General features: G+C 71.0%; 16 protein-coding genes and 2 pseudogenes. 10 read left to right on the forward strand and 8 right to left on the reverse strand.

The annotated features are described in order from the left end of the window. Positions 1 to 89 precede the first annotated feature (89 nt). Together FHR33_RS06525 and FHR33_RS06530 are read left to right on the forward strand one after the other, a co-directional pair. Complete coding sequence (locus tag FHR33_RS06525; protein WP_183644894.1) at positions 90 to 650, forward strand: RNA polymerase sigma factor; 561 nt, start codon at positions 90 to 92, stop codon at positions 648 to 650. Continuing rightward, entirely contained in the window at positions 643 to 918 is a 276-nt protein-coding gene (locus FHR33_RS06530) for a hypothetical protein (protein WP_183644895.1), read from the forward strand. Before FHR33_RS06525 ends, FHR33_RS06530 begins: the two co-directional genes overlap by 8 nt. 5 nt (positions 919 to 923) lie before the next feature. Here FHR33_RS06530 and FHR33_RS06535 read toward each other — a convergent pair whose 3' ends face one another. The 3 genes from FHR33_RS06535 to FHR33_RS06545 form a co-directional block, all read right to left on the reverse strand. Further along, positions 924 to 2,597, reverse strand: coding sequence for a hypothetical protein (locus FHR33_RS06535; RefSeq protein WP_183644897.1), 1,674 nt, complete (start codon positions 2,595 to 2,597; stop codon positions 924 to 926). 250 nt (positions 2,598 to 2,847) lie between these two features. Continuing rightward, positions 2,848 to 3,156, reverse strand: a complete 309-nt coding sequence (locus tag FHR33_RS06540) for a hypothetical protein (RefSeq protein WP_183644899.1) — start codon at positions 3,154 to 3,156, stop codon at positions 2,848 to 2,850. A 657-nt stretch (positions 3,157 to 3,813) separates the two neighbouring features. Further along, positions 3,814 to 7,020: an AfsR/SARP family transcriptional regulator gene (locus FHR33_RS06545; RefSeq protein ID WP_183644902.1), complete on the reverse strand. Its 3,207-nt coding sequence runs from the start codon at positions 7,018 to 7,020 to the stop codon at positions 3,814 to 3,816. A gap of 125 nt (positions 7,021 to 7,145) precedes the next feature. Between FHR33_RS06545 and FHR33_RS06550 the strand changes: the two genes are divergently transcribed. Beyond that, positions 7,146 to 8,693 (forward strand): MFS transporter, encoded by a 1,548-nt coding sequence (locus FHR33_RS06550; protein ID WP_183644905.1) that lies wholly within the window; start codon positions 7,146 to 7,148, stop codon positions 8,691 to 8,693. Here FHR33_RS06550 and FHR33_RS06555 read toward each other — a convergent pair. Continuing rightward, positions 8,671 to 11,277 (reverse strand): ATP-binding protein, encoded by a 2,607-nt coding sequence (locus FHR33_RS06555; protein ID WP_183644907.1) that lies wholly within the window; start codon positions 11,275 to 11,277, stop codon positions 8,671 to 8,673. The two genes, FHR33_RS06550 and FHR33_RS06555, sit on opposite strands and share 23 nt — an antisense overlap. Before the next feature lie 74 nt (positions 11,278 to 11,351). Between FHR33_RS06555 and FHR33_RS06560 the strand changes: the two genes are divergently transcribed. The 4 genes and pseudogenes from FHR33_RS06560 (at position 11,352) to FHR33_RS06575 (ending at position 15,455) form a co-directional block, all read left to right on the forward strand. Continuing rightward, complete coding sequence (locus tag FHR33_RS06560) at positions 11,352 to 12,428, forward strand: alkene reductase (RefSeq protein WP_183644910.1); 1,077 nt, start codon at positions 11,352 to 11,354, stop codon at positions 12,426 to 12,428. After that, entirely contained in the window at positions 12,425 to 13,606 is a 1,182-nt protein-coding gene (locus tag FHR33_RS06565) for an MFS transporter (RefSeq protein WP_183644913.1), read from the forward strand. The genes FHR33_RS06560 and FHR33_RS06565 overlap by 4 nt, the downstream gene beginning before the upstream one ends. Positions 13,607 to 13,623: 17 nt before the next feature. Further along, positions 13,624 to 14,704, forward strand: a pseudogene (locus FHR33_RS06570) (LLM class flavin-dependent oxidoreductase). A gap of 232 nt (positions 14,705 to 14,936) precedes the next feature. Continuing rightward, entirely contained in the window at positions 14,937 to 15,455 is a 519-nt protein-coding gene (locus tag FHR33_RS06575; RefSeq protein WP_183644916.1) for a hypothetical protein, read from the forward strand. A gap of 170 nt (positions 15,456 to 15,625) precedes the next feature. On the opposite strand, the gene FHR33_RS06580 is transcribed toward FHR33_RS06575, so the two are convergent. After that, entirely contained in the window at positions 15,626 to 17,188 is a 1,563-nt protein-coding gene (locus FHR33_RS06580) for a DUF1349 domain-containing protein (RefSeq protein WP_183644920.1), read from the reverse strand. A gap of 112 nt (positions 17,189 to 17,300) precedes the next feature. On the opposite strand from FHR33_RS06580, the gene FHR33_RS06585 reads away from it, so the two are divergent. Then, positions 17,301 to 18,485: a HAMP domain-containing sensor histidine kinase gene (locus FHR33_RS06585; RefSeq protein ID WP_183644923.1), complete on the forward strand. Its 1,185-nt coding sequence runs from the start codon at positions 17,301 to 17,303 to the stop codon at positions 18,483 to 18,485. Continuing rightward, on the forward strand, positions 18,482 to 19,150 hold the full coding sequence (locus FHR33_RS06590) for a response regulator transcription factor (RefSeq protein ID WP_183644925.1): 669 nt from the start codon (positions 18,482 to 18,484) through the stop codon (positions 19,148 to 19,150). The genes FHR33_RS06585 and FHR33_RS06590 overlap by 4 nt, the downstream gene beginning before the upstream one ends. A 93-nt stretch (positions 19,151 to 19,243) precedes the next feature. Here FHR33_RS06590 and FHR33_RS06595 read toward each other — a convergent pair whose 3' ends face one another. The 3 genes and pseudogenes from FHR33_RS06595 to FHR33_RS06605 form a co-directional block, all read right to left on the reverse strand. Beyond that, entirely contained in the window at positions 19,244 to 19,690 is a 447-nt protein-coding gene (locus tag FHR33_RS06595; protein ID WP_221240966.1) for a hypothetical protein, read from the reverse strand. Beyond that, positions 19,681 to 19,851: pseudogene (locus FHR33_RS06600) on the reverse strand (IS5/IS1182 family transposase); the annotation flags it as partial. The pseudogene FHR33_RS06600 and the gene FHR33_RS06595, both read right to left, overlap by 10 nt. A 158-nt stretch (positions 19,852 to 20,009) precedes the next feature. Further along, positions 20,010 to 20,624: a TetR/AcrR family transcriptional regulator C-terminal domain-containing protein gene (locus FHR33_RS06605; protein WP_312895392.1), complete on the reverse strand. Its 615-nt coding sequence runs from the start codon at positions 20,622 to 20,624 to the stop codon at positions 20,010 to 20,012. Between the two features lie 438 nt (positions 20,625 to 21,062). Between FHR33_RS06605 and FHR33_RS06610 the strand changes: the two genes are divergently transcribed. After that, positions 21,063 to 21,551, forward strand: coding sequence for a DUF6326 family protein (locus FHR33_RS06610; RefSeq protein ID WP_183644931.1), 489 nt, complete (start codon positions 21,063 to 21,065; stop codon positions 21,549 to 21,551). Positions 21,552 to 21,819 lie beyond the last annotated feature (268 nt).

A 21,819-nucleotide genomic window follows, 5' to 3' on the forward strand; every position in this document is an offset into this window, starting at 1 on the left:
GGTTGTCATGATCGTTGGTGCCGTGGTCATCGTCGCGGCCGCGCTCGTCTGCACGTGCGCTGTCGTGCTGCGCCGGCGGAGGCGCTCGCGTGGCTGAGACGACCTGGCCGGGAAGACAGCTGATCGTCGCCGCGCAAGGCGGTGACGTCGAGTCGATCGCCGCGCTGGTGTCGGGCGCGCACCCGCACGTACGGCGGTTCGCGCACGCGCTGTGCGCCTCGCCGGAGGACGCGGAGGACGCCGCGCAGGAAGCGATGATCATCCTCTATCGCAAGATCGGGATGTTGCGGGCCTCGGGCGCGCTGGCCTCGTGGATGTTCCGCATCGTCCGCAACGAGTGCCTGCGCAGGTCGCGGCTCGTGATGCACCACCACGTCCCGGTGGAGGACACGCCCACGCTGTCGGCCGAGGACGAGGTGGTGCGACGGCTGGAGGCCGGGAGGGTGGCGACGGCGATCGCCGCTCTGCCCGCCGACCAGCGGCACGTGCTGATCATGCGGGACGTCCAGGGGTACAGCGGGCGGATGGTCGCCGACGCGCTCGGCCTCAGCGTCCCCGCGATGAAGTCGCGCTTGCACCGCGCCCGCGCGACGGTCAACCGCGCCCTGCACGGCGCACACGACCAGGCCGTGGGAGGCGACGATGTCTGAGAATCGAAGCAGTTTCGCCAGCGCCTCGCTCCCCCGGCACCTGGTACGGGGCGTGGTGGGGTTCGGCGCGCTGATCGCCTCGGTGGCCCTGCTGCCCGTGCTGGGGCTCGTGAGTCTGGTGCTCGCCCCTGTCGGCCTGCTCGCCCTGCGCGGGTGCCCCACCTGCTGGGCGATCGGGCTGGTGGAGACCATCTCGATGGGCAGGCTGCGGCGTTCGTGCGTGGACGGCCGGTGCGAGCTGACCGACGGCCGTGCGACGAAGGCCTGACAGGATCAGGTGGCGGGCGAGGGCGAACGGCGCCACGCCACCCAGTTCCCCGCGTGGTTCTGGTTGCTGATCACCGGCCACCAGCCCTTGGGCGCCGCGGGCCAGGTGCTCTGGCTCGGCGTTCCCGCCCGCCACGGGACCACGACGAGGGTCACGTCGGGCGGGAGCCCCTCGGGCCTGCGCAGGTCGACGGGGACCAGCCTGGTCGGCACCTGGACCGCGTGCGACACCCAGATGCGCCAGTGCAGCCCCTCGTAGCTGATGCCCACCCTGTCCTGCGGACGTAGGCCGGCGGGGGTGAGGTCGGTGGCGAAGCTCAACGCGTTGCCCCACGGCGCGGAGACCTTCACCACGGTCACTCCCGCGATCGCGCACTCGGCCGCCACGCACGCCGCGGCGATGACGGCCAGCCCGGTCCCGCGCGGCGCCGTGGCCCTCACCAGCGCGGCCAGCGTGAGCGCGAGCACAGCGGTCAGTGTGGCCAGGCCGAGGTTGAGTGACCCCCAGTTCCAGGTGAGAAAGGAGATCTCGGGGAAGTCGAACACGCCGAAGAAGTCGCGGGTCAGTCGCTCGCCCGCGTGCAGACTGACGATCGCCATCGTCACCAGGGTGAGGGCCGCGGCCGCGAGCACCGCCCTGAGCGCCACGGCGCGGCGGGCGCGGGTCAGCACCGTCAGCCCCACGGCGAGGAGCACGGGCGTCAGGCAGGCCAGATACCTGCCGTAGGCGAGGTTGGCGACGGTGCCCTCGCTCGGCAGGGCGGCCGCCGTGGCCAGGGCGACACCGGCCACGGCGGCCACCGTGGCGCCCGCCACCAGCCGGTCCGCCGAAGGCGCGTCCCGCCGCAGCACGAGGGCGGCCAGCGCGACCAGGCCGACGCCCGCCAGTCCCCAGGTGGCGACGATCGCGTGCCAGAGCTGGCCCGTGGCCACCGACAGCGTCCACGCCAGGCCGTCCCAGCTGGTCAGCCGGATGGTGAGCCAGTCCCCGAGCGGCGCGACGCCGCTCGGGTAGATCTGGTGCCGCACCCACGTGTTCAGCGCCCAGCCGAGGCCGGCTCCGGCCGCCGCGACGGCGGCCGCGGGCCAGAGGTCACGTCGGGCCGTACGGCCACGCAGGGCGGCCACAAGGGCGAGCAGGCAGGCGTGCACCCCGAGGAGGATGAGCCCGCGCGCGTGCGTGCTGTAGGCGAAGGCGACCGTGGCGCTCGCCGCGACGGCGTAAGACCTGCCGCCGCCGTCCAGCCAGGTGTGCAGCAGCAGCAGCCAGCCGAGGACGATCACCGGCAGCACGGCGTCGGTGAGCGCGAACTGGGAGTAGTACACCGCGGAGGGAATGAGCGCGGTGACGTGGGCGAGCACATAGGCCTTGCCCTTCGGCAACCCCATCCGGCGGAGCGCCAGACAGGCCAGGACCAGCAGCCCCGCGCCGACCATCGCGTTGATGACGATGACCAGGCGATAGACGGTCGCGGGGTCGTCGCTGAGCCAGTACGCCGGGGCGATGAGCAGCGGATAGCCGCCCTGGTAGAACGTCCGCCAGGACAGGTCGCTCGCCGCGCCGCCCGACAGCAGCCGCGCGGCCAGTAGATATCCGGACTCATCGGGAATCAGCAGGGGCACCGCGTGCTGGAATCCGAGGATGACACGAAGAGCGGCCTGGGCCAGCCAACCCGCCACGAGGGCGGAGATCCACGACCGCTCTTTGACGGGCGAAGAAGTGAGAATGGACGGGATACTGACGCTCGCTGGTCCCACGATGGCCCCTGAGGAAAAGACACGACTGGGTGGTGACGGCCGCACCATATCTCCGGAGATTCACTCTGACGGCGCCGCAACATCCGGGTCGCGTATTCACGTGGCAATGAGTGAGTGAGCGGGCGTGCCCGGGATGTCCCGGACACGGTGCCGCGACTACTCCTGCCGTCCCTCAGTCGACCGGCGGCGTGTTTCTGACGAAGGGCCTGCAGTTCGTGGGCCAGGTGTAGGTGCCCGCGATGACGCACGAGGTCTGGTAGACGTCCCCGTCCGCGGTGAGGATGGAGATGTGGATGTCGTTGCTGGGCGGCTCGCCCTGGTCCACGATCGTGGCCGCGACGACCGTCTCACCTCCCGGAACGAGCGGCGTCAGATCCTGCCAGGTCGGCATCTTGCTCGAGTCCCTGACGAACAGGCCTCCGGAGGCCGGGACGAGCAGGGTGAAGTACTTGTTGTTGGCCTGCGCGCTGTCGAGGCTCACGCCTGGCCCCTGCGCTCCGGTCTCACCCGCGGGACCTGTCGGGCCGATCGGGCCGGTCGGACCGGTGACGCCTGTGGAAGGTCCGGCGGGGCCGGTCGGGCCCATTGGGCCGGTCGGACCGGTGCTGCCCGTGGAAGGCCCGGCGGGGCCGGTCGGGCCGGTCGCACCTGCGGGTCCTCGCGGCCCCTCGGGGCCCCTCGGTCCCGGCGGGCACTTACAGCCGCGGATGTGGCAGCGCCTCTTGCAGGGATCGGGAAAAGACTCCGAAGAGGCGGTTCCGACACCCGAGGACGACGCGCCACCGAGCCACTCCGAGCGGAAGGTGTCGGCCGAGGCGCCCCCGGACGTACTGAGGGATGAAGCGAGGACGATCGTCGCCGTGGCCCACGCCAAAGCTCGACCACCGAAGCGGAGATGATTCGCCCGCTTGGCACTAATTATGGACATCTTGCTTCCATCTGACGTCGAGGTTTCCGAAGAATCCAATTCACTACCGCGCCACAACGGCAGCGGCACGCAGGAGATACCCCTCGACTCGATAGAAAACCCGTGGTTTCTCGCCATTTGCAGGCAAAGGTACTTCAAGTCCGAATTAGCCGCCCGCGACGCCGTCTTTCCATGTCAGCCCTACCATTATTCACATATTGTCCTATTTCATCACTTAATAGCGTCGGCGGGGAGGAGTCCGCCACCGACGGCGAACTCCGCGGCGAACCGCGTCTCGCCGATGGCCTCGACGGCTCCGGCGGCGATCCTGTCGACGTCCACCCGCTCACCCTGTGGCAGTGGCACGCCCACCGACCGCCTGGCCGCCGCGGCGGCCCCCAGCAGCCTGGCGGCGTGGCCGGGATGGCCCGCCAGCAGCCGGGCCCCCGCCAGCCCCTCCAGCGCCAGCGCGACCGCCCGCGGATCGCCCGTCGCCTCGGCGGCGGCGAAGCCGTCCAGCTGCAGGGCCGTGGCGGTGTCGGCCTGGCCCCTGTGCTCGGCGATGAAACCCAGCTCGGCCAGGATCAGCGCGGGCAGACCCGGCTCGTAGCCCATCCGGCGGTGCAGGTCGAGGACGCTGCGCAGATGCGCCTGCGCGGTGTCGAGGTCGCCCTCTCTACGCGCCCCCATGCCGAGCCCGATCTCGGCGAACTGCTCGCCGAAGGTGTCCGACTGCTCGACGGCCAGCCGCCGCGCGCGCTCGTGGAACTGCCTGGCCTTCGGGTAGTCCCGCGTCAGCAGGGCGATCCTGCCCAGCCCCGCCAGCTTGAAGGACACCTCCCGCCAGAGACCGAGGTCCTCGGCCATCCGCAGTCCGTCGCGGTGGAGCCTCGCGGCGCGCTCGTAGTCGCCCAGGACCTCGGCCTCGGTGGCCAGCGGCGTCATGGCCTGAATCTGGCCCCACTGGTCGCCGAGGTCCCTGAACAGCTCGAGGCTGCGCTCGCTGTCCTGCCGTACCGCGCCGAAGTCGCCGCGCAGCTTGGCGTGGAAGCTCCTGCTGCTCAGGGCGGCGGCGGTGCCCCAGCGGTCGCCGAGCGAGCCGAAGGTCGCCAGCGCGCGGTCGATGAGGTCCGCGCTCCTGGACGGGTCGCCGATGCCGTAGGTGTGCGATCCGAGGAACCACTCCATCCTGGCGCGCCCGCCGGGATCGTCCACCTCCTCATACGGCTGCAGCGCGGCGAAGTGGGCGGCGCCCCCGCCGAGCAGCAGCCTGATGCCGCCCAGCCAGGCCGTGGCCTTGGCCACCTCGGTGTCCGAGCCGCCCTGCCCAGCCGACAGTGCCATGGCGAGCAACCGCTCGGCCTCGCTGATCCTGCCGCGCAGGTACCAGTACCAGGTCAGCGCGTTGACCAGGCGCAGAGCCAGATCGGCCGCGCCGGAGCGCGCCGCGCTCTCCAGGGCGGCGCGCAGGTTGGCGCTCTCGAGGTCCAGCCGCCGCAGCCACTGCCGCTGGCCGTGGCCCCTCAGGTGCGGCTCCGCGCGTTCGGCCATGCGCGTGTAGTACTCGCGGTGCCCTCGCCTGAGAGCTTCGAGCTCGCCCGCCTCGCTGAGGCGTTCGACGCAGTAGGCCGTGACCGACTCGAGCAGCCGGTAGCGGGGACCGTCCTGGTCGTCGGAGACGACGACCAGCGAGCAGTCGACCAGGCGGGCGAGCAGGTCGACGACCGTCGCGGGATCCAGGTCGCCCGCGGCGCAGACCTCCTCGGCGGCGGCCAGCGTGCAGCCGCCGGCGTGCACGGCCAGCCGTCTCAGCACCGCGCGCTCGTGGTCGCCGAGCAGCGACCAGGACCAGTCGATCACCGCGCGCAGGGTCCGCTGCCGTTCAGGGGCCCCGCGCGCTCCCGCGGCCAGCAGGCGGAACCGGTCGTCGAGGCGGGCCGCCACCTCGTGCACGCCCAGCGCCCTGACCCTGGTGGCGGCCATCTCCAGCGCGAGGGGGATGCCGTCCAGGCGTTCGCAGATCGACACGACCGCCTCGACGGTGCTCTCGTCGAGGGTGAAGGAGGGGGCCGCGGCGCTCGCCCTCGCCACGAACAGCTCCACGGCGCTGAAGCGGCGCGCCTCCTCGGGGCCGAGGCCGGCCCCGGGGGCGGGCAGCATCAGGGGAGGCACCGGTCGCACGTGCTCTCCCGTGATGCCGAGATGCTCCTGGCCCGTCGCGAGGATCTTCAGCAGGGGCGCCGCCTTGAGCAGGTGCTCGGCCAGCTCGGCGACCGGTTCGACCACGTGCTCGCAGTTGTCGAAGACCAGCAGGGCGGGCCTGTCGCCCAGCGCGTGGACGATCCGGTCGACCGGCGACAGCGGCCCGCTCACGTCGTCGCGCACGCCGAGGACGCCGCCGACCGCCTGGTACACCTCGGCGCAGGCGCGTGAGCCTCGAGACGGGGGCAGCGCGGCGAACTCGACCAGCCGTACTCCGCCGGGAAAGGCGTCGCCGGCCCGCGCGGCGACCGCAAGGGCGAGCCGGGTCTTGCCGACCCCTCCCGCGCCGGTGAGGGTGACCAGTCTGGCGCTCTCCAGCAGGGCGCGCAGCTCGCCGACCGCCTCGGCCCTGCCGATCAGGTCGGTGAGCGGGCTCGGCACGTTCGTCAACGGGCGGACGGAGGTCGTGACGGGAGCGGGCGCGGCGGTCAGCGCGGGGTCCTGGGTCAGGATCGCCTGGTGCAGCGCGGCCAGCTCGGGGGTGGGATCCAGGCCGAGGCTCTCGGCCAGCAGCTCGCGCAGCTCGGCGTAGCTGCTCAGGGCGGCGCTCTGCCGTCCCGCGAGGTAGAGCGCGCGCACGTGCGCGGCGCGCAGCCGCTCGCGCAGCGGATGGACGGCGACCAGGTCGCCGAGCTCGTCGGCCAGCAGCGCGTGCTCGCCCAGCCGCAGCCGCGCCTCGGCCTGCTCCTCCAGCGCGGTCAGCCGCTGCTCCTCCAGCCGCGCTGTCGCCGCCCTGGTGAACTCCTCGTCGGCGAAGTCGGCGAAGGCGGGGCCGCGCCACACCGCGAGGGCGTCGGCCAGCAGGGCGGCGCGCTCTTCCTGATGCTCGCTCGCCCGCGCCCGAGCCGTCAGCTCCTGGAAGCGGGCCTCGTCGACCGCGCCGGGCTCGACGCGCAGCTGGTATCCGGCCGGGCGGGAGACGATCAGCTGCCTGCCGCCGGGCTCGGCCTCCTCCAGCACCCGGCGCAGCTGCCAGATCTTGCTCTGCAGCGCGCCTGTCGGGTTGTTCGGCGGCTTCGCGCCCCACACGTCGTCGATCAGCCTGTCGGCCGGCACCGGCCGTCCCCTGTGCACGAGCAGGTCGGCCAGCAGGGCGCGGACCTTGAGCTCGGGAACCCTGACCGCTCGCCCGTCCTCCGTCCACACCCCCAGCGGGCCGAGCACCCCGAAACGCATGCGGTCACGGTAGCCCATCGCGCACCTCAGACCAGGGCCGGGTGGGCGGCAGAGGACCGGGAGAAGTCCGGGAGAACATCCACAGCGCTCCCGGCGACGCTGGAGCCCTCTACGGAAGGAGCCCCATGTCATCGAAGAGAGCGGGAAGCAGGGAGTGGACCGGGCTGGCCGTGCTGGCCCTGCCCACCCTGCTGCTGTCCCTCGACCAGAGCGTGCTGTTCCTGGCGCTGCCGCCCCTGGCCGAGACGCTGCGGCCCAGCGGCACGCAGACCTTGTGGATCATGGACGTCTACGGGTTCATGATGGCCGGCTTCCTGGTCACCATGGGCACGCTCGGAGACAGGATCGGCCGCAGGAGACTGCTGATGATCGGCGCCGTCGGGGTCGGCGTCACCTCCTTGCTGGCCGCCTACTCCACGAGCGCCGAGATGCTCATCGTCAGCCGGGCGCTGCTCGGGGTCGCCGCGGCCACGCTCATGCCGTCCACGCTGGCCCTGATCAGCAACATGTTCCAGGACCCCGGGCAGCGCGGCAGGGCCATCGCGCTGTGGGCAGGCTGCTTCATGGCCGGCACCGCGCTCGGCCCGGTGGTCGGCGGGGTGCTGCTCGAGTTCTTCTGGTGGGGCTCGGTGTTCCTCCTGGGCGTGCCCGTGATGCTGGTCCTGCTGGTGACAGCACCTTTCCTGCTGCCTGAGTACCGCGACCCGACGGCCGGCAGGCTCGACCTGTTCAGCGTGGCCCTCTCGCTGGCCGCCGTCCTGCCGTTCGTCTACGGGCTCAAGGAGATCACCCGGTACGGCTGGCAGCCGCTGCCGATCCTGACCGCGCTGGCCGGGCTGGCCGTCGGCGCGGTGTTCGTGGCCAGGCAGCGCGGGCTGGCCCATCCGGTGCTGGACGTCCGCCTGTTCCGCTCCCCCGCCTTCACCGCCTCGCTGCTGATCTCCACGCTCATCATGGTCGCCATGTCGGGCAGCTACCTGTTCGTCACCGGCTTCCTCCAGATGGTCGAAGGGCTCTCCCCCGCGCGGGCCGGCCTGTGGATGGTGCCGTCGGCGATCGCCTCCATCGTCTCGGCGCAGCTGGCGCCCACCCTGGCCAGGCGCTTCTCGATGGGGACGGTCATCGGCGCGGGACTGGCCGTCGCGGCGGCCGGTTACGTGGTGATCGCCTTCGCCGGTCCCGTCGGCGGGCTGCCGTTGCTGGTCACCGGATTCGTGGTCAGCTTCTTCGGCACCGGCCCCATCGGGGCGCTGGGCACCCACCTGGTGGTCAGCTCGGCCCCTCCCGAGCAGGGCGGGTCGGCGGCCTCGCTGCAGGAGACCAGCGGCCACCTCGGTGTCGCGGCAGGCATCGCCGCCCTCGGCAGCCTCGGCGCCGCCGTCTACCGCGAGAAGGTCGTCATCCCCGCCGGAGCCTCCTTCGACGCCGCCCGCGACAACCTCGAGGGCGCGCTGGCGCTGGCGGGGCTGCTTCCCGCGGAGGTCCTGGCCGCCGCCAGGGCCGCCTACACCAGCGGGCTGAACACCGTCGCGGTCGTGTGCGCGGTGTTCGCCGCCGCCGCCGCGCTCGTCGCGATCACCGCCCTGCGGCGGGTCGGCGCCGGCGGGGTGGCGCTGGAGAGGGAGCGGCCGCTCGAGCCCTCGGGCGCCGTCAGGCGAGGTTCAGCCGGCTGAGCTCGCGCCGGGAGCTGACGCCCAGCTTGGGATAGGCCTTGTACAGGTGGTACTCGACCGTGCGGGGGCTGAGGAAGAGCTGGGCGGCGATCTCGCGGCTGCTGTGTCCCGTGGCGGCCAGCCGTACGACGTGCAGCTCCTGCGGAGTGAGCTCCGCGACGGGAGCGGGGTGGGCGGTCCTCGGCGTCTCCCCCGTGGCGTGCAGCTCGGATCTGGCGCGCTCGACCCACGGGGCGGCGCCCAGCCGGGCGAAGGTCTCCATGGCCGCGTGCAGCGGGGCTCGGGCGTCGCCGGGACGGCGGGCACGGCGCAGCCACTCGCCGTGGAGCAGCTGGGTGCGGGCGTGCTCGAAGGGACGGCCGCCCTGGGCGTGCAGGCGGAGCGCCTCCAGGTAGAGGCTCTCGTCGTCGCTCGTCAGCGCCCGGCAGCGCAGGGCCACGGCCTGGGCCCATGGCTGCCGGGAGGCGTCCGCCCAGGCCACCAGGCGGCGCAGCGGCTCCTGCGCCCTGTGCGGCTGCGCCAGCCGTACGGCGGCCTCGATCTGGTCGGGGGCGGAGGACAGCAGCACCGCGGCGTTGCGCCCCGGCCCCGACCAGGCGGCCTCCAGACGGTCCAGAGCGGACTCGTGGTCACCCAGCGACAGCTCCAGCAGGCCCAGCACCGCCTCGCCCGTCGCCCGGTAGGCGGCGGGCGCCTCGCCTACCAGCCGGCGGCAGCGGTCCTCGTCCCCCTCGATCGCGGCGATCCTGGCGCTGACCCCGTTGATCCACGCGATGCGCTGCTGCAGGCCGCCGTCGCAGGCGATCCCGACGGCCTCGGCGACCGAGGCCTCGGCGTCGCGGTGCAGGCCCGCCCACACCTGGGTCTGGGCCAGGACCTGCAGGACCTGGGGCAGCGCGCCGATGAGGCCGTTCTCGCGGCAGCGCGCCACCTCGGCCGCGGCCAGCGCCATGGTGGTGGCGTCGTCCCCGATGATCATTCCGGTGTAGAGGGCGCGTTCGGTGTCGGAGGAGGTGGACAGGAACTCCACCAGCAGCGGCAGGCCGCGCGCGTAGTCGGCGCGCATGAGGTGGGACAGGCCCTCGGCCATGGGGTCGGGCGTGCCGAGCGCGGCCAGCTTCCTGGCCGCGGCTGAGACCGCGCCCTCGTCTCCGGTGAACCAGGCGTAGGTGGCGCCGGTACGCAGCATGGCGGCGCCCTGACACGGATCGGCCAGGTCGGCGCGTTCCTGGAGCAGGTGGACGGCCTGCTTCTCCTGGCCGAGCTCGAACATCGCCGCCGCGCGCGCCATGGTGAGCTCCGCGTCGGGAAGGCCGGGCTCGACCAGGCTCTCGGCCCTCTCGGCGAGGACGGCCGCCTGGTCGGGATGCCCGCCCGACAGCGCGCAGGCCGCCGCTCTGGACAGCCAGCCGACCTGCTGCCGCACGTCGGGGCCGAGCCTGGCGGCCTGCTCGTACAGACGGGCGGCGGCGGCGTAGGCGGTTCGGGAGGCCGTTCGCTCGGCCGCGGCGGCCAGCTCGGCCGCCACACCGGCGTCGGGCTCCATCGTCGCGGCGGGCAGGTGGTGCGCCCTGCAGTCGGGGGTCTTGGCGACCTCGGCCAGAGCCCTGTGCACGGCCACGCGCCTGGCCAGCGCCGCGCCCTGGTAGGCGGCGGTGGCGACCAGCGGGTGCCTGAAGGCCACCCCCGACTCGCTCACCTGCATCAGCCCGGCCCTTTCGGCCTCCTCGAGGTCGTCGAGGCCGACGCCGAGCGTCTGTGCCGCCTCCAACTGGAGCGGCAGGTCTCCCCTGCCCTCGGCGGCCGCGATCAGCGCCATCAGCCTGGTCCGCTCGGGCAGGCGGCCGATCTGCGCCCTGAACGACGAGAGCACCCTGTCGGCCACCTGCAGGTGCGGCTGCCGCCCCGCCTGGCCGCGCCTGGCCGCGGCGAACTCGATCAGCGCGAGCGGGTTGCCCCCCGACTCGGCGATGACCTCCTCGCGCAGGACCGGCGCGACCTCGAGCTCGGCCAGCAGGCTGGTCGCGCTCCCGCCGTCGAGCCTGGAGGGGCGCAGCTCGGTCAGGCCTGGCGCGGCGAAGCCGTCCTCCCTCGTGGCGAAGACCATCGCCACGCCCTCGGCGGCCAGCCGTCTCGCCGCGAACAGCAGGGGCTCGGCGCTGGCGTCGTCGAGCCACTGGGCGTCGTCGACCAGGCACAGCACGGGACCCTCCTCCGCCAGGTCGGCCAGGAGGGTGAGGACGGCGAGCCCGGTGAGGAAGCGGTCCTGCCCGCGTGCGAGGTCGGCTCCGAGCACCGCCTTGAGCGCGGCGGCCTGCGGGCCCGGCAGCGCGTCGAGGCGGTCCTGCAGCGGCCACAGCAGCTGCGTCAGCGCGCCGAAGGCGAGGTCGGCCTCGGGCTCGATGCCCGTCACGCGCAGCACGCGCAGGCCGAGCGCTGCCGCGCCGCCCGCCGCCCAGTCGAGCAGCGCGGTCTTGCCGATGCCCGCCTCGCCGCGCACCACGAGGGCGCCGCTGTGCCCCTGCCGCGCAGAGGTGATCAGGCCTTCGAGCTCGGCCTGTTCAGTGGACCGCCCGTAGAGCACGACACCTCCAAGTACCTGTGACCAGTAGATCCTACTGATGCGCCGAAACATTCCCCGCTCGTACGTTCGTCGGCATGAACGAACTATTCGAGCAGGTCACCCTGGGCAAACTGGACCTTCCCAACCGCCTGGTGATGGCGCCGATGACGCGCAGCCGCGCCGTCGGCGGACTGGTGACGGATCTGACGGCCGAGTACTACGCGCAGCGGGCCGGCGCCGGGTTGATCATCACGGAGGGCACCCAGCCCTCGGTGATCGGCCAGGGTTACATCGACACCCCCGGGTTGCACGCGCGCGAGCAGGCCGAGGCGTGGCGCAGGGTCACCGACGCCGTCCACGAGCGCGGCGGCCGGATCTTCGTCCAGTTGATGCACTCGGGACGGGTCGGCCACCCCTGCCTCTACCCTGACGGCGCGCTGCCGGTGGCTCCCTCGGCGATCGCCTCCGGCGGTCAGATCTACACCCATGACGGCATGCTCGACCATCCCACGCCCCGCCCGATGACGCTCGACGACATCGCCTCGACGGTGGAGGACTTCGTCACGGCGGCCACGTACGCGATGGAGGCCGGGTTCGACGGGGTGGAGCTGCACGCCGCCAACGGCTACCTGCTCCACCAGTTCCTGTGCGGCAGCGCCAACGCCCGCTCCGACGCCTACGGCGGCTCGGTCGAGAACAGGATCCGCTTCGCGGTGGAGGTCGCGCAGGCGGTCTCCGACGCGATCGGGCCCGAGCGGGTCGGCATGCGCATCTCCCCCGCCAACGGCAACAACGGGATCGACGAGCGGGACTCCGCCGACGTCTACCCTGCCCTGATGCGCGCCCTGGCGCCGTACGAGCTGGCCTACGTGCACGTCATGGAGTTCGGCAGCAGGGAGATCACCAAGCTGGTCAGGGCCGCCTGGCCCGGCACCCTCATCCTCAACCCGCACGCGACGGGCCAGGAGGCGAAGGTCACGCCTGAGGCCGCGACCGCGGTGCTGCGCGAGGGCCTGTGCGACGCGGTCAGCCTCGCCACCCTGTGGCTGGCCAATCCCGACCTGCCCGAGCGCATCAGGGCGGGGGGTCCGTACAACGAGGCCGATCCCTCCACCTTCTACGGCGGCGGCCACCGCGGCTACACCGACTACCCGACGGTGGCCGCCCGATGAGCCTCCACGTACGGCAGGCCAGGCTCTCGGCGCTCTCGCTGGCCGTGCTGGCAGGGCCGATGTCGTTCGGCATCGCCGGCCCCGCGCTCATCCTGGGCGAGGTCGCCGACGGCCTCGGCGTCTCGCCCGCGACGGCGACCTGGCTGGTGACGGTGTTCGGCTGGGGCATCGCGGTGGGAACGCCGCTCATGTCGGGGCTGGTCGGCCACCGCGGGGTGCGCGCCACGGCGGCGCTGTGCGGTCTGCTCGTCCTGGTGGGATCGGCTCTCGCGCTCGTCGCGCCCTCCTTCCCCTTCCTGCTGGCCGGCAGCGCCGCGCAGGCGCTCGGCGCCGCCGGTCTGACAGGGCTGGCCATGCACCTGGCCGACTCCCCTCGCAGGATGGGCGTGGCCACGGCCTCGCTCGCCGTGGTCGGCTCGGTGTCGCCACTCGTGGGGTCGCTGGTCAGTGATCTGCTGTCGTGGCGCGTCGTGCTCGCGCTGCCGGTGGTGGCCGTGCTGGCGGTGCCCGCCGTCCTCGGTCATGCGCGCCAGGAGCCTTCGCCCGGCCGGTTCGACGCGACGGGCGCCGTGGTCCTGACCGCGCTGGTCACCGCGCTGGTGTTCGTCCCCCACCAGCCCATGGTGGCGGGGATCGCCGCGGTCGTCGTGGCGGCGGCGTTCGCGCTGCACCTGCGGCGCAGGCCTGACGGCTTCGTGCCCGCCGTCCTGGTGCGCTCGCCCGCGTTCCTCGGCGCGGCGGGGCTCGCCTTCGCCCTGGCCGTCGGCAACTTCGCGCTGATCTACGCCCTTCCCGCCCGGCTGACGGAGCTGACGAGCTGGACGTCCGCGCAGATCGGCGTGGCCATGGTGTGGCCGCTGCTGTTCGGCGGCGGCCTGTCGTGGTTCGTCGTGGCGGCCTCCGCCAGGATGCGACCGCGCCCGGTCATCGCGGCGCTGGTCGTCGCGGGTGTCGCGGCCGCGCTGACCGCGGCCTTCACCGGGTGGGCGTTCGGCCTGCTGGCCGCGCAGGCGGCGGCCTCGATCGCGGCCGCCTCGGGACAGGGGGTGCTGGCGGTCCGCGCCACCTCCGCGGCCCCCGAGGAGCACAGGGCGGCCGCGATCGGCCTGTTCAACCTGTGCTACCTGCTGGGAACCGCCTTCGGCCCCGCCATCGTGGCGCTGCTCGTTTCCGCCTGACAGAAGGGACGACCACCATGCAGTTCGGAGTCTTCACCGTCGGCGACGTGGCGGCCGATCCGGTCACCGGGCGCACGCCGACCGAGTACGAGCGCATCAAGGCGATGACCACCATCGCGATCAAGGCCGAGGAGGTGGGCATGGACATCTTCGCGACCGGCGAGCACCACAACCCGCCGTTCGTGCCGTCGTCGCCGACGACCCTGCTCGGCTACGTCGCCGCCAGGACCGAGCGGCTGATCCTGTCCACCTCCACGACGCTGATCACCACCAACGATCCCGTGAAGATCGCCGAGGACTACGCGATGCTGCAGCACCTGGCCGACGGCCGGGTGGACCTGATGATGGGCAGGGGCAACACCGGCCCCGTCTACCCGTGGTTCGGCAAGGACATCCGCGACGGCATCCCCCTGGCCATCGAGAACTACGCCCTGCTGCGCAGGCTGTGGCGTGAGGAGGCGGTCGACTGGACGGGGCCGCTTCCGCACGCCGCTGCAGGGCTTCACCTCCACGCCGCGCCCGCTCGACGGGGTGCCGCCGTTCGTGTGGCACGGCTCCATCCGCTCGCCCGAGATCGCCGAGCAGGCGGCCTACTACGGCGACGGGTTCTTCGCCAACCACATCTACTGGCCGAAGGACCACTTCCAGCGCCTGATCGGCATCTACCGCGAGCGGTACGCCCACTACGGGCACGGCACCCCCGAACAGGCGATCGTCGGCCTCGGCGGCCAGGTCTACCTGCACAGGAACTCGCAGGAGGCGGTGCGGGAGTTCCGCCCCTACTTCGACAACTCCTCCGTGTACGGCCACGGCCCCTCGCTGGAGGAGATGACCGAGCAGACGCCGCTGACGGTCGGCAGCCCGCAGGAGGTCATCGACAGGACCCTGACCTTCCGCGAGCACTTCGGCGACTACCAGCGCCAGCTGTTCTTCATGGACGGCGCGGGGCTGCCGCTGAAGACCGTTCTCGAGCAGCTCGACATCCTGGGCGAGGAGGTGGTGCCCGTACTCCGCAAGGAGTTCTCCGCCCGCCGTGCAGCAGGCGTGCCCGACGCCCCCGTCCACCCGGCCCTGGGTGTCACCGGCGCCTCTGCGTGACCACCACCGGTGGCGGCATCCGGTCCCTGTGCCGGCTCGACCGAATCGCCCGCAAGCCGGCCGAGCGGGGTTCGCGCCCGACCACGCGAACGTGCTCGCCTACCAGCTGGTGTCGGCGCCATCCTTCGCGCATCGCTAGATGATCTACTCTTAAGCCCCGACACATGAGATAAAGGATCATCCATGCCAGGCAGGGCGGGACGGTCCGATGTCGGGTCATGGAGGACAGAGAGTGAAGAAGAAGACGAGCGTTGTCGCGGGGGTCACCGCGGCGGCGGCCGCGGCTGTGACGCTCGCCATGCCGGCCCAGGCTGACGCCGGTTCCACGCAGGGACCGAACCCGTACAAGCCCCACGCGGTGTGCGGGAGCGGCTACAAGATCGTCAATCATTTCGACATCAGGACCGCGGACGTCTACCTCATGCGGAACAGGCAGAAGAACACCAACTGCGTCGTCACGCTGAAGAAGAAGGACCTCGGAAGAGCCACCCCCGTCACCGCCTCGCTCCATCGGGCGGTGGACGGCAGGCCGGCGACAGGGGCCGGCCTGGGCGGCATCGAGCGGGGCTCCTTCAAGTACTACGCGGGCCCCGTCTATGTCCAGGCGACAGGGGCGCTGCGGCTCGGCAATGCCAGGCGCATGGAGTCGTGCGTGTTCTGGGCCGGAAGCACCAGCCGTGACGTCGACCCGGGCAAGTGGACGCACTGCAACTCCGCCCGAGGCGACGACGACGCGGCTCGGAGGTCGTAGGCGATGAGTACCTCAGAGCTGTTTCTTGGATCGGGTACGGAGCCAGATGGCTAGGGCAGCCAGGGGTGAGGGTGCGAGGAAGATGTAGGCGCGTTTGCCATATCGCGTCAGCCCCACGAACCGTGGATGATCGGCCCATGCACCCCATCTCAGGTTCGGCAGCGGGGCTGCTACCTCCACGGTGCTTGCGGCTGCGATGCTGTGCTCCGGCGGTGCACGCTGTAGAGGGCGAGGCCGAGCACCACCGTGGCGTAGCCGCAGAACACGGCCAATCCGGCCCACCCCGGCAGGGGGAAGTAGCCGCCCGAGGGCGCGTAGTGGGCGATGACTTGGGGGTATTGGCGGACGGTCTGCTGGACGGCGAAGGCAGCGGCCGGAGTGGGGCGCAGCAACCACCGCGATACGTCGTCGGGTAGAAGCGGCAGGGCGGCAACAACATAGGGCAGAACGGTCACCGAGATCGCGACAGTGATCGCCACCCAGGCCCGCGGCACCAGCGTGCCGAGGGCGAGCGCGAAGACGCCGGCGACGGCAAGCAACGCGGCGACACCGACGACGAGCCGCAGGTCGGTGAGCGTGGGCACGGCTAGAACGCTGATGTCGCGTGCCCGCAGGATCGCCGAGCCGAGGGGCACGACGACGCCGGCGCCGACCAGACCAGTGAGGAAGGCCGCCGTGCCGATCACGACGGCCTTCGCCGTCAGGATCCGGCCGCTGACCCCCGCGTCGTCGGCTTGACGAGAGCGGTTCCCTGCGGCCGCGAACCGAACGGCTATCACGATCACGATGATCATGGCGATGGCCAGGCCGATGAGGGTGCTGTGTGCGGTGCGCCCGCCCTCGGCGACCGGCCCGATGTCGCCGGTTCCGGTGACGCTGAACGTCCCGCTCGACCGGACAAGCCCGGGCGCCCGGTGGTATCGCTCCCAGTCGGTGCGGCCCATCTGCCCTACCGGGGCCGCGCTCCAGTCGGCGGCGGGCGCGCCGTCGAGGCTGATGTTGTCGAAATCGGCGGTGACCTGGGTGAAGCGCGATTCCGGCAGGCTCGCTCCCAGTGGCGTGCGCTTGAGCGTCAGGTCTCCTGGAGAGGCGGCGAACAGCCCCACCCGCACGGTGGCGGGAAGACCGGGCAGATACGCGGCGCCGACCTTCGTCCAGCGCGCACCGTCGGTCGATTCGTAGCCGGTGATGGTCTCGCCGGAACGGGTCAGGCGCAGCCAGCGTGGTGAGTCAGCGCTGACGCCGTTTGGACTGCCGGCCACATCGTGCACGTATTCGTACTGCATACGAACGCCGTGACCGCCGGTGGCCATGAGCGCCGCATAGGAGGAACCTGGTGCGGTGCCGTCCTTGACGATGAGGCCGGCCTTCGCCCAGGGCACGAGGCCCGGGACGATCTCGTCGTGATCGGGCGGTGGGTAGGTGATGATGCCGGTCATCGAGGTCAAGCGCGCGGTGATGCTGCCGTTCTCGCCTAAGGGCCGATGAACGAGGTAGAACGTGTCGCTCACCGAATGTCCGTGCGGTCCCACGGGATCGGTGGAGCAGGCGACCTCGACGGGTCCCTCGCTGCAGGAACTGGTGGGGATGGCCGCGAAGACGACGCCGAGCAGGATGATGGTCAGCATCGCGGCGGCCATCGCGATCTGTCGGCCACGGCTGCGGAATTTCGTCCACTCGCGGCGCACCAGTGCGGTCAGTGGCTGGACGGTGGCTTCGTTGGCTGCGTGCATGCGTCCGGTTCTACGCGTCGGGCCATAACACGGTCTGCACGGCCGCTGTTATGCCGCTGTTAAGTCCGGCGCGGCATCCTGGAGGCTGGCATGCAACGGGGAGCAGAGACGGATGAGCAAACCGGGACGCATAGCGCTGCGAGGTCACACGGTACGGCTGCGCTTCACCGTGCTGTACACCGCTGTGTTCCTCGGGTCCGCAGTGGCCCTGCTGGCCCTCACCAACCTGCTGGTCGGCGCGAACGATACCCAAGTCGCCCCCGGTCAGACCCCTGCTGCCCAGCAGTCCAGCCTCGCCGCAGCGCAGCAACGCATCCACAGCCTGGAGACCCAGCTGTCGGAGACGCAGGCGGCACAGTCGAGTCGGCTCTTGATGGGCTCGCTGGTCGCGCTGGCCGTGATGGCGGCGGTCTCGGTCTTGCTGGGCAACGCCGTCGCCAGTCGGGTGCTACGCCCGCTGCGGACGATCACCGCCGCGACGCGCCGGATCTCCGCCGAGAACCTGCACGAACGGCTGGCCGTGCCGGGCCCCGCCGATGAGGTCAAGAACCTCGCCGACACCATCGACGGACTACTGGAGCGCCTGGAAGCGTCCTTCACCGCCCAGCGCAGGTTCGTCGCGAACGCCTCCCACGAACTGCGCACACCACTGGCCACCATGCGGGCATCGGTCGACGTAGCCCTGGCCAAACCGAACCCGGCGCCACCCCAGACGGTCACGCTGGCCAACCGGCTGCGCACCCAACTCGACCGGGTCGACCGCCTCCTGGAGGGCTTGCTCGTACTCGCCCGCGCACAGCACGGCGAACTTGCCGACCGCACCCCGCTCTCGCTGGGCAACCTGGTAACGCAGGCCCTGACCGCCCGCGCCGCCGACATCGCAGCGAAGAACCTGACGGTCGAAGACAGCGGCCTTGACAAATCGGCGTGGACCCAGGGCAGCCTGACACTGCTGTCGCGGATGGCCGACAACGTGACCGATAACGCCATCGTCCACAATCAGAACAGCGGTTGGATCCGGGTTGCGACCACAGCGGACGGCGCGACGGTGCGGCTGACCGTGGAGACCGGCGGACCGGTTCTCAATTCGGAGCACGTCGCCCGGCTCGGCCGGCCCTTCCAACGACTCGCCGACCGGACCGGCCCGGGTACCGGCTCCGGCCTCGGCCTGTCGATCGTCGCGGCGATCGTCGGCGCGCACGACGGCCGCCTGGACCTGCACCCCCGACGCGAAGGCGGCTTATGCGTCACCATCTCATTGCCGGTGGCGGCCACACCCGAAGGCGGCGCGGCGTGAGGATCCTGGTGGTCGAAGACGAGCCCTCGCTCGCCGAGGTTCTGACCGAGGGGCTACGCGATCAGGCCATGGCGGTCGACGTTGCCCACGACGGCCTGACCGCCGCCACCAAGCTCGACCTCAACGGCTATGATGTGGTCGTCCTCGACCGGGACCTGCCCGGTATCCACGGCGACACCCTCTGCCAGATGATCACTGAGCGCGACGACCGCGCCATGGTCTTGATGCTCACCGCGGCAGGCTCTCCGGGAGACCGGGTCAGTGGACTGACGCTGGGCGCCGACGACTACCTCGCCAAGCCGTTCCACTTCCCGGAACTGGTGCTGCGGATCCGGGCGCTTGCCCGCCGGCGACCCTCGGCCCGCGCACGGACGCTGCGGGCGGCCGGCGTCGAGCTCGACCCCGCACGGCGCACGGCGACCCGCGACGGTCGACAGCTCGATCTCTCGGTCAAGGAGTTCGCACTCCTGGAAGCCCTCCTGCGTGCCAGCCCCTCCTCTCTCAGCGCCGAGGAGCTCCTCGAACAGGTCTGGGACGAGAACGTCGACCCGTTCACCAACACCGTTCCCGTGACTGTCGGCCGGCTGCGCCGCAAACTGGGCAGCCCACCGATCATCACCACCACGCCGGGTGTGGGCTACCGCATCGCCGCTCCGGCCGACTAAGAGCACTAAGAGTGCGTTAGGTGAGCTGACGCCCTTTTCGTCGTTGCGGTTGGATGAGGTCTGCTGGTCGATGGGTCGCCGCTCGGTCTGTCGTCACGGCTGAGTGAACAAGCCGGGCTCGGTTTCGATGAGGATGCCGCGGCTGGTCAGGCGTTTGAGCTTGGCGCGGACGTTTTGGATGCCGTTGGGCGTCAGGGGCAGGTCCATCGCCAGAGCCAGGTCGCGGGCGCGCAGCGAGCCGCCGGTCTCGCTGAAGACGGTGAGGATCTGCTGGTAGTCGGGATGATCGAAGCCGACCAGCGGCGGCGCATCCGGTTCGGCCGGAGCGAGGTCCGCTTCAGCGAGGGACAGGAGCGTCTTGCGGCTGATCCGTAGATGCTCGGCCTCCTGGCTGAGTTCACTGAGCCGCGCGGTCAGGGAGTCGATGTCGGTCTGGGTCTGCTCGATGTGCGGGTCAGGGCCTGTTCGCGGGTATCGAGGCGGTCCAGAAGCCAGGTTCCGGGCTCGGGCGGGGCGGGCATCGGGCCTGGTCAGGTCCACCGCCAGGACGGCGTCGAAGGGGTCAGACGCCGGGACATCACGTCCGTCATCGCCCAGTACACCCGTGATTCGGAACTCGATGGGAGATGTTCATAGTCGCGGACCAGGCGCCGGTGGAACATCAAGATCCCGTAGGTCCGCTCGACGACCCATCGTTTCGGCTGGGGCACGAAGCCTTTGTCGGCGGGGTTGCGAGATCTCCCGCAGCGCATAGTTGCCTTCGTGGCCGCTGACCGAGGGGTGCGCGGCCTTCCATGCGTCAGACTGGCGGTAACACCACAAATCCACACGATCACATAACGACATCACGGATGGAGGCTCACGTAGGCACTCTCAGGGGCTCGAGAGCGGCTAGGACGAGGTTGAGGCCGAAAATGAACTCCTCCGCCGGGTCGAAGCCGGCAGCGACGAGCACCGCGGCGGACTCGTTGAGGTAGGGGAACTCGTCAGGAGGAAGCTGGGACAGGAAGACATCCTCGGCCATGTCCGCGAACTCATCGGCGGTGTCGAACGGCAGGCTGGCTTCCTGCAGGGCGAAACCATAGACGTAGCTGTCGAGCAACCAGTTGGCGTGCGTCGCCATCAAGACCGGGAAGCCAGCCCTCCGCAGGCAGGCGGTGACCGCTTCGCGGTGGCGGAGGTTCGCGGGCCCCGGCGATGTCCGCGACTCCATCAGGCCGATCGCCCACGGGTGACGTGCGAGAACCTGTCGGGCGGATACCGCCCGACGTCGCATCGCTGACTGCCAGTCGGTCTCTTCAGGCGGAAGCTCGATCTCCTCGAACACGACGTCGATCATGGCGTCCAGCAACTCCTCCTTGCTCGCCACGTAGTAGTAGAGCGACATCGCGCCCGCGCCGAGCGCGCGAGCCAGCCGGCGCATGCTCAGCTCGCCGACCCCCTCGCGGTCGGCAAGCCGGACCGCCTCGACCACCACCCGCTTCTTGCTCAGCCCCGCATCTGACGCGACCTGGCGTCGTTCCCTCGCAGACAACGGGTCTCCTCGCTCCCTCGAACGGCTTGACAATCGTCCAGCGTACGGTCATGGTACAGCGTACGACCGTGGTACAGCGTACGACGTACGATGTACGAACCAGCGAGAGTCGCAGCTCGGACGTGAGGAGGCTTCTGTGGGAATCGAACAGCGATCGAGTGCCGGAGCACGCCTGGTGCCGGGGGCGAGTCCGGCCGGGGCGACAACGATGCGGGCCGCCGACCAGCACCGCTACGGCCCGCCCTCAGCGCTCGAGTCGTCCGAGGTCCGGGCTACCGCTGCCCGGTCGAGGCGATGTGCTCGTCCAGGTGGGCGAGGCCTCGGTACATCCCTGCCGCCACTCCGGCGAAGGGACCGCTCCTCTCGGAAGAAGAACCGATGACCATCCGAACGAAAACCCCGAACCTGCTCGACAACCCGCCGGTCCCCGTGCAGGCCAAGCTCGCCGCCGCGTGGACCAGCTTCATGTTCCTCTACATCTACGTCGACTACTTCCACCTCCACAAGCCCGGCGTCATCGACAACCTCCGCGCCGGCGTCGTCTTTGAGTTCGACATCAGCTCGACGTTGTTGACCATGATGCTCGCGTCCGTGGCGATCCCGGCCCTGATGGTGATGCTCTCCATGACGCTGCCCGCCCGGGTGAACCGCGCCACGAACCTCGTCGTTGCATTGCTCTACATCCCCTACTCGGCGGTCAACGCGGCGGGGGAGTCCTGGGACTGGGCCCCCTTCTACGGCCTCTCCATCGGAGTCGAGGTGCTGCTCCTGGCCTTCATCCTGCGCTCGGCCTGGACCTGGCCTCGAACCCCCGCCGTCCCAGCCGGTCCCGCGACGACCGACCTTCGACAGGACCTCCGACAGTAGGTATCCGTGTAAAGCCCTACGGCGTGAAGCCCGCCGCCGCGGACACCGGGCCGACCGTGGCCAGCTCAGTCGCGGTATACGCAGAGAACCTGCTCACGAGCGGTCCGGTGTCCGCGCCAGCCGCGCCCGTAGGCCGAACGGCGGCTGACCGACCAGCAGACCTCATCCAACCAACCGAAACGACGAAAGGGGCATTGCTTAACGCACTCTAAGAGCTGCTTCTAGATTTGCTGACTAATTGTTGCTGGGTTGCCACGATTAGTGCATG

This window comes from Nonomuraea dietziae (assembly GCF_014195505.1).
GTDB lineage: Bacteria > Actinomycetota > Actinomycetes > Streptosporangiales > Streptosporangiaceae > Nonomuraea > Nonomuraea roseola.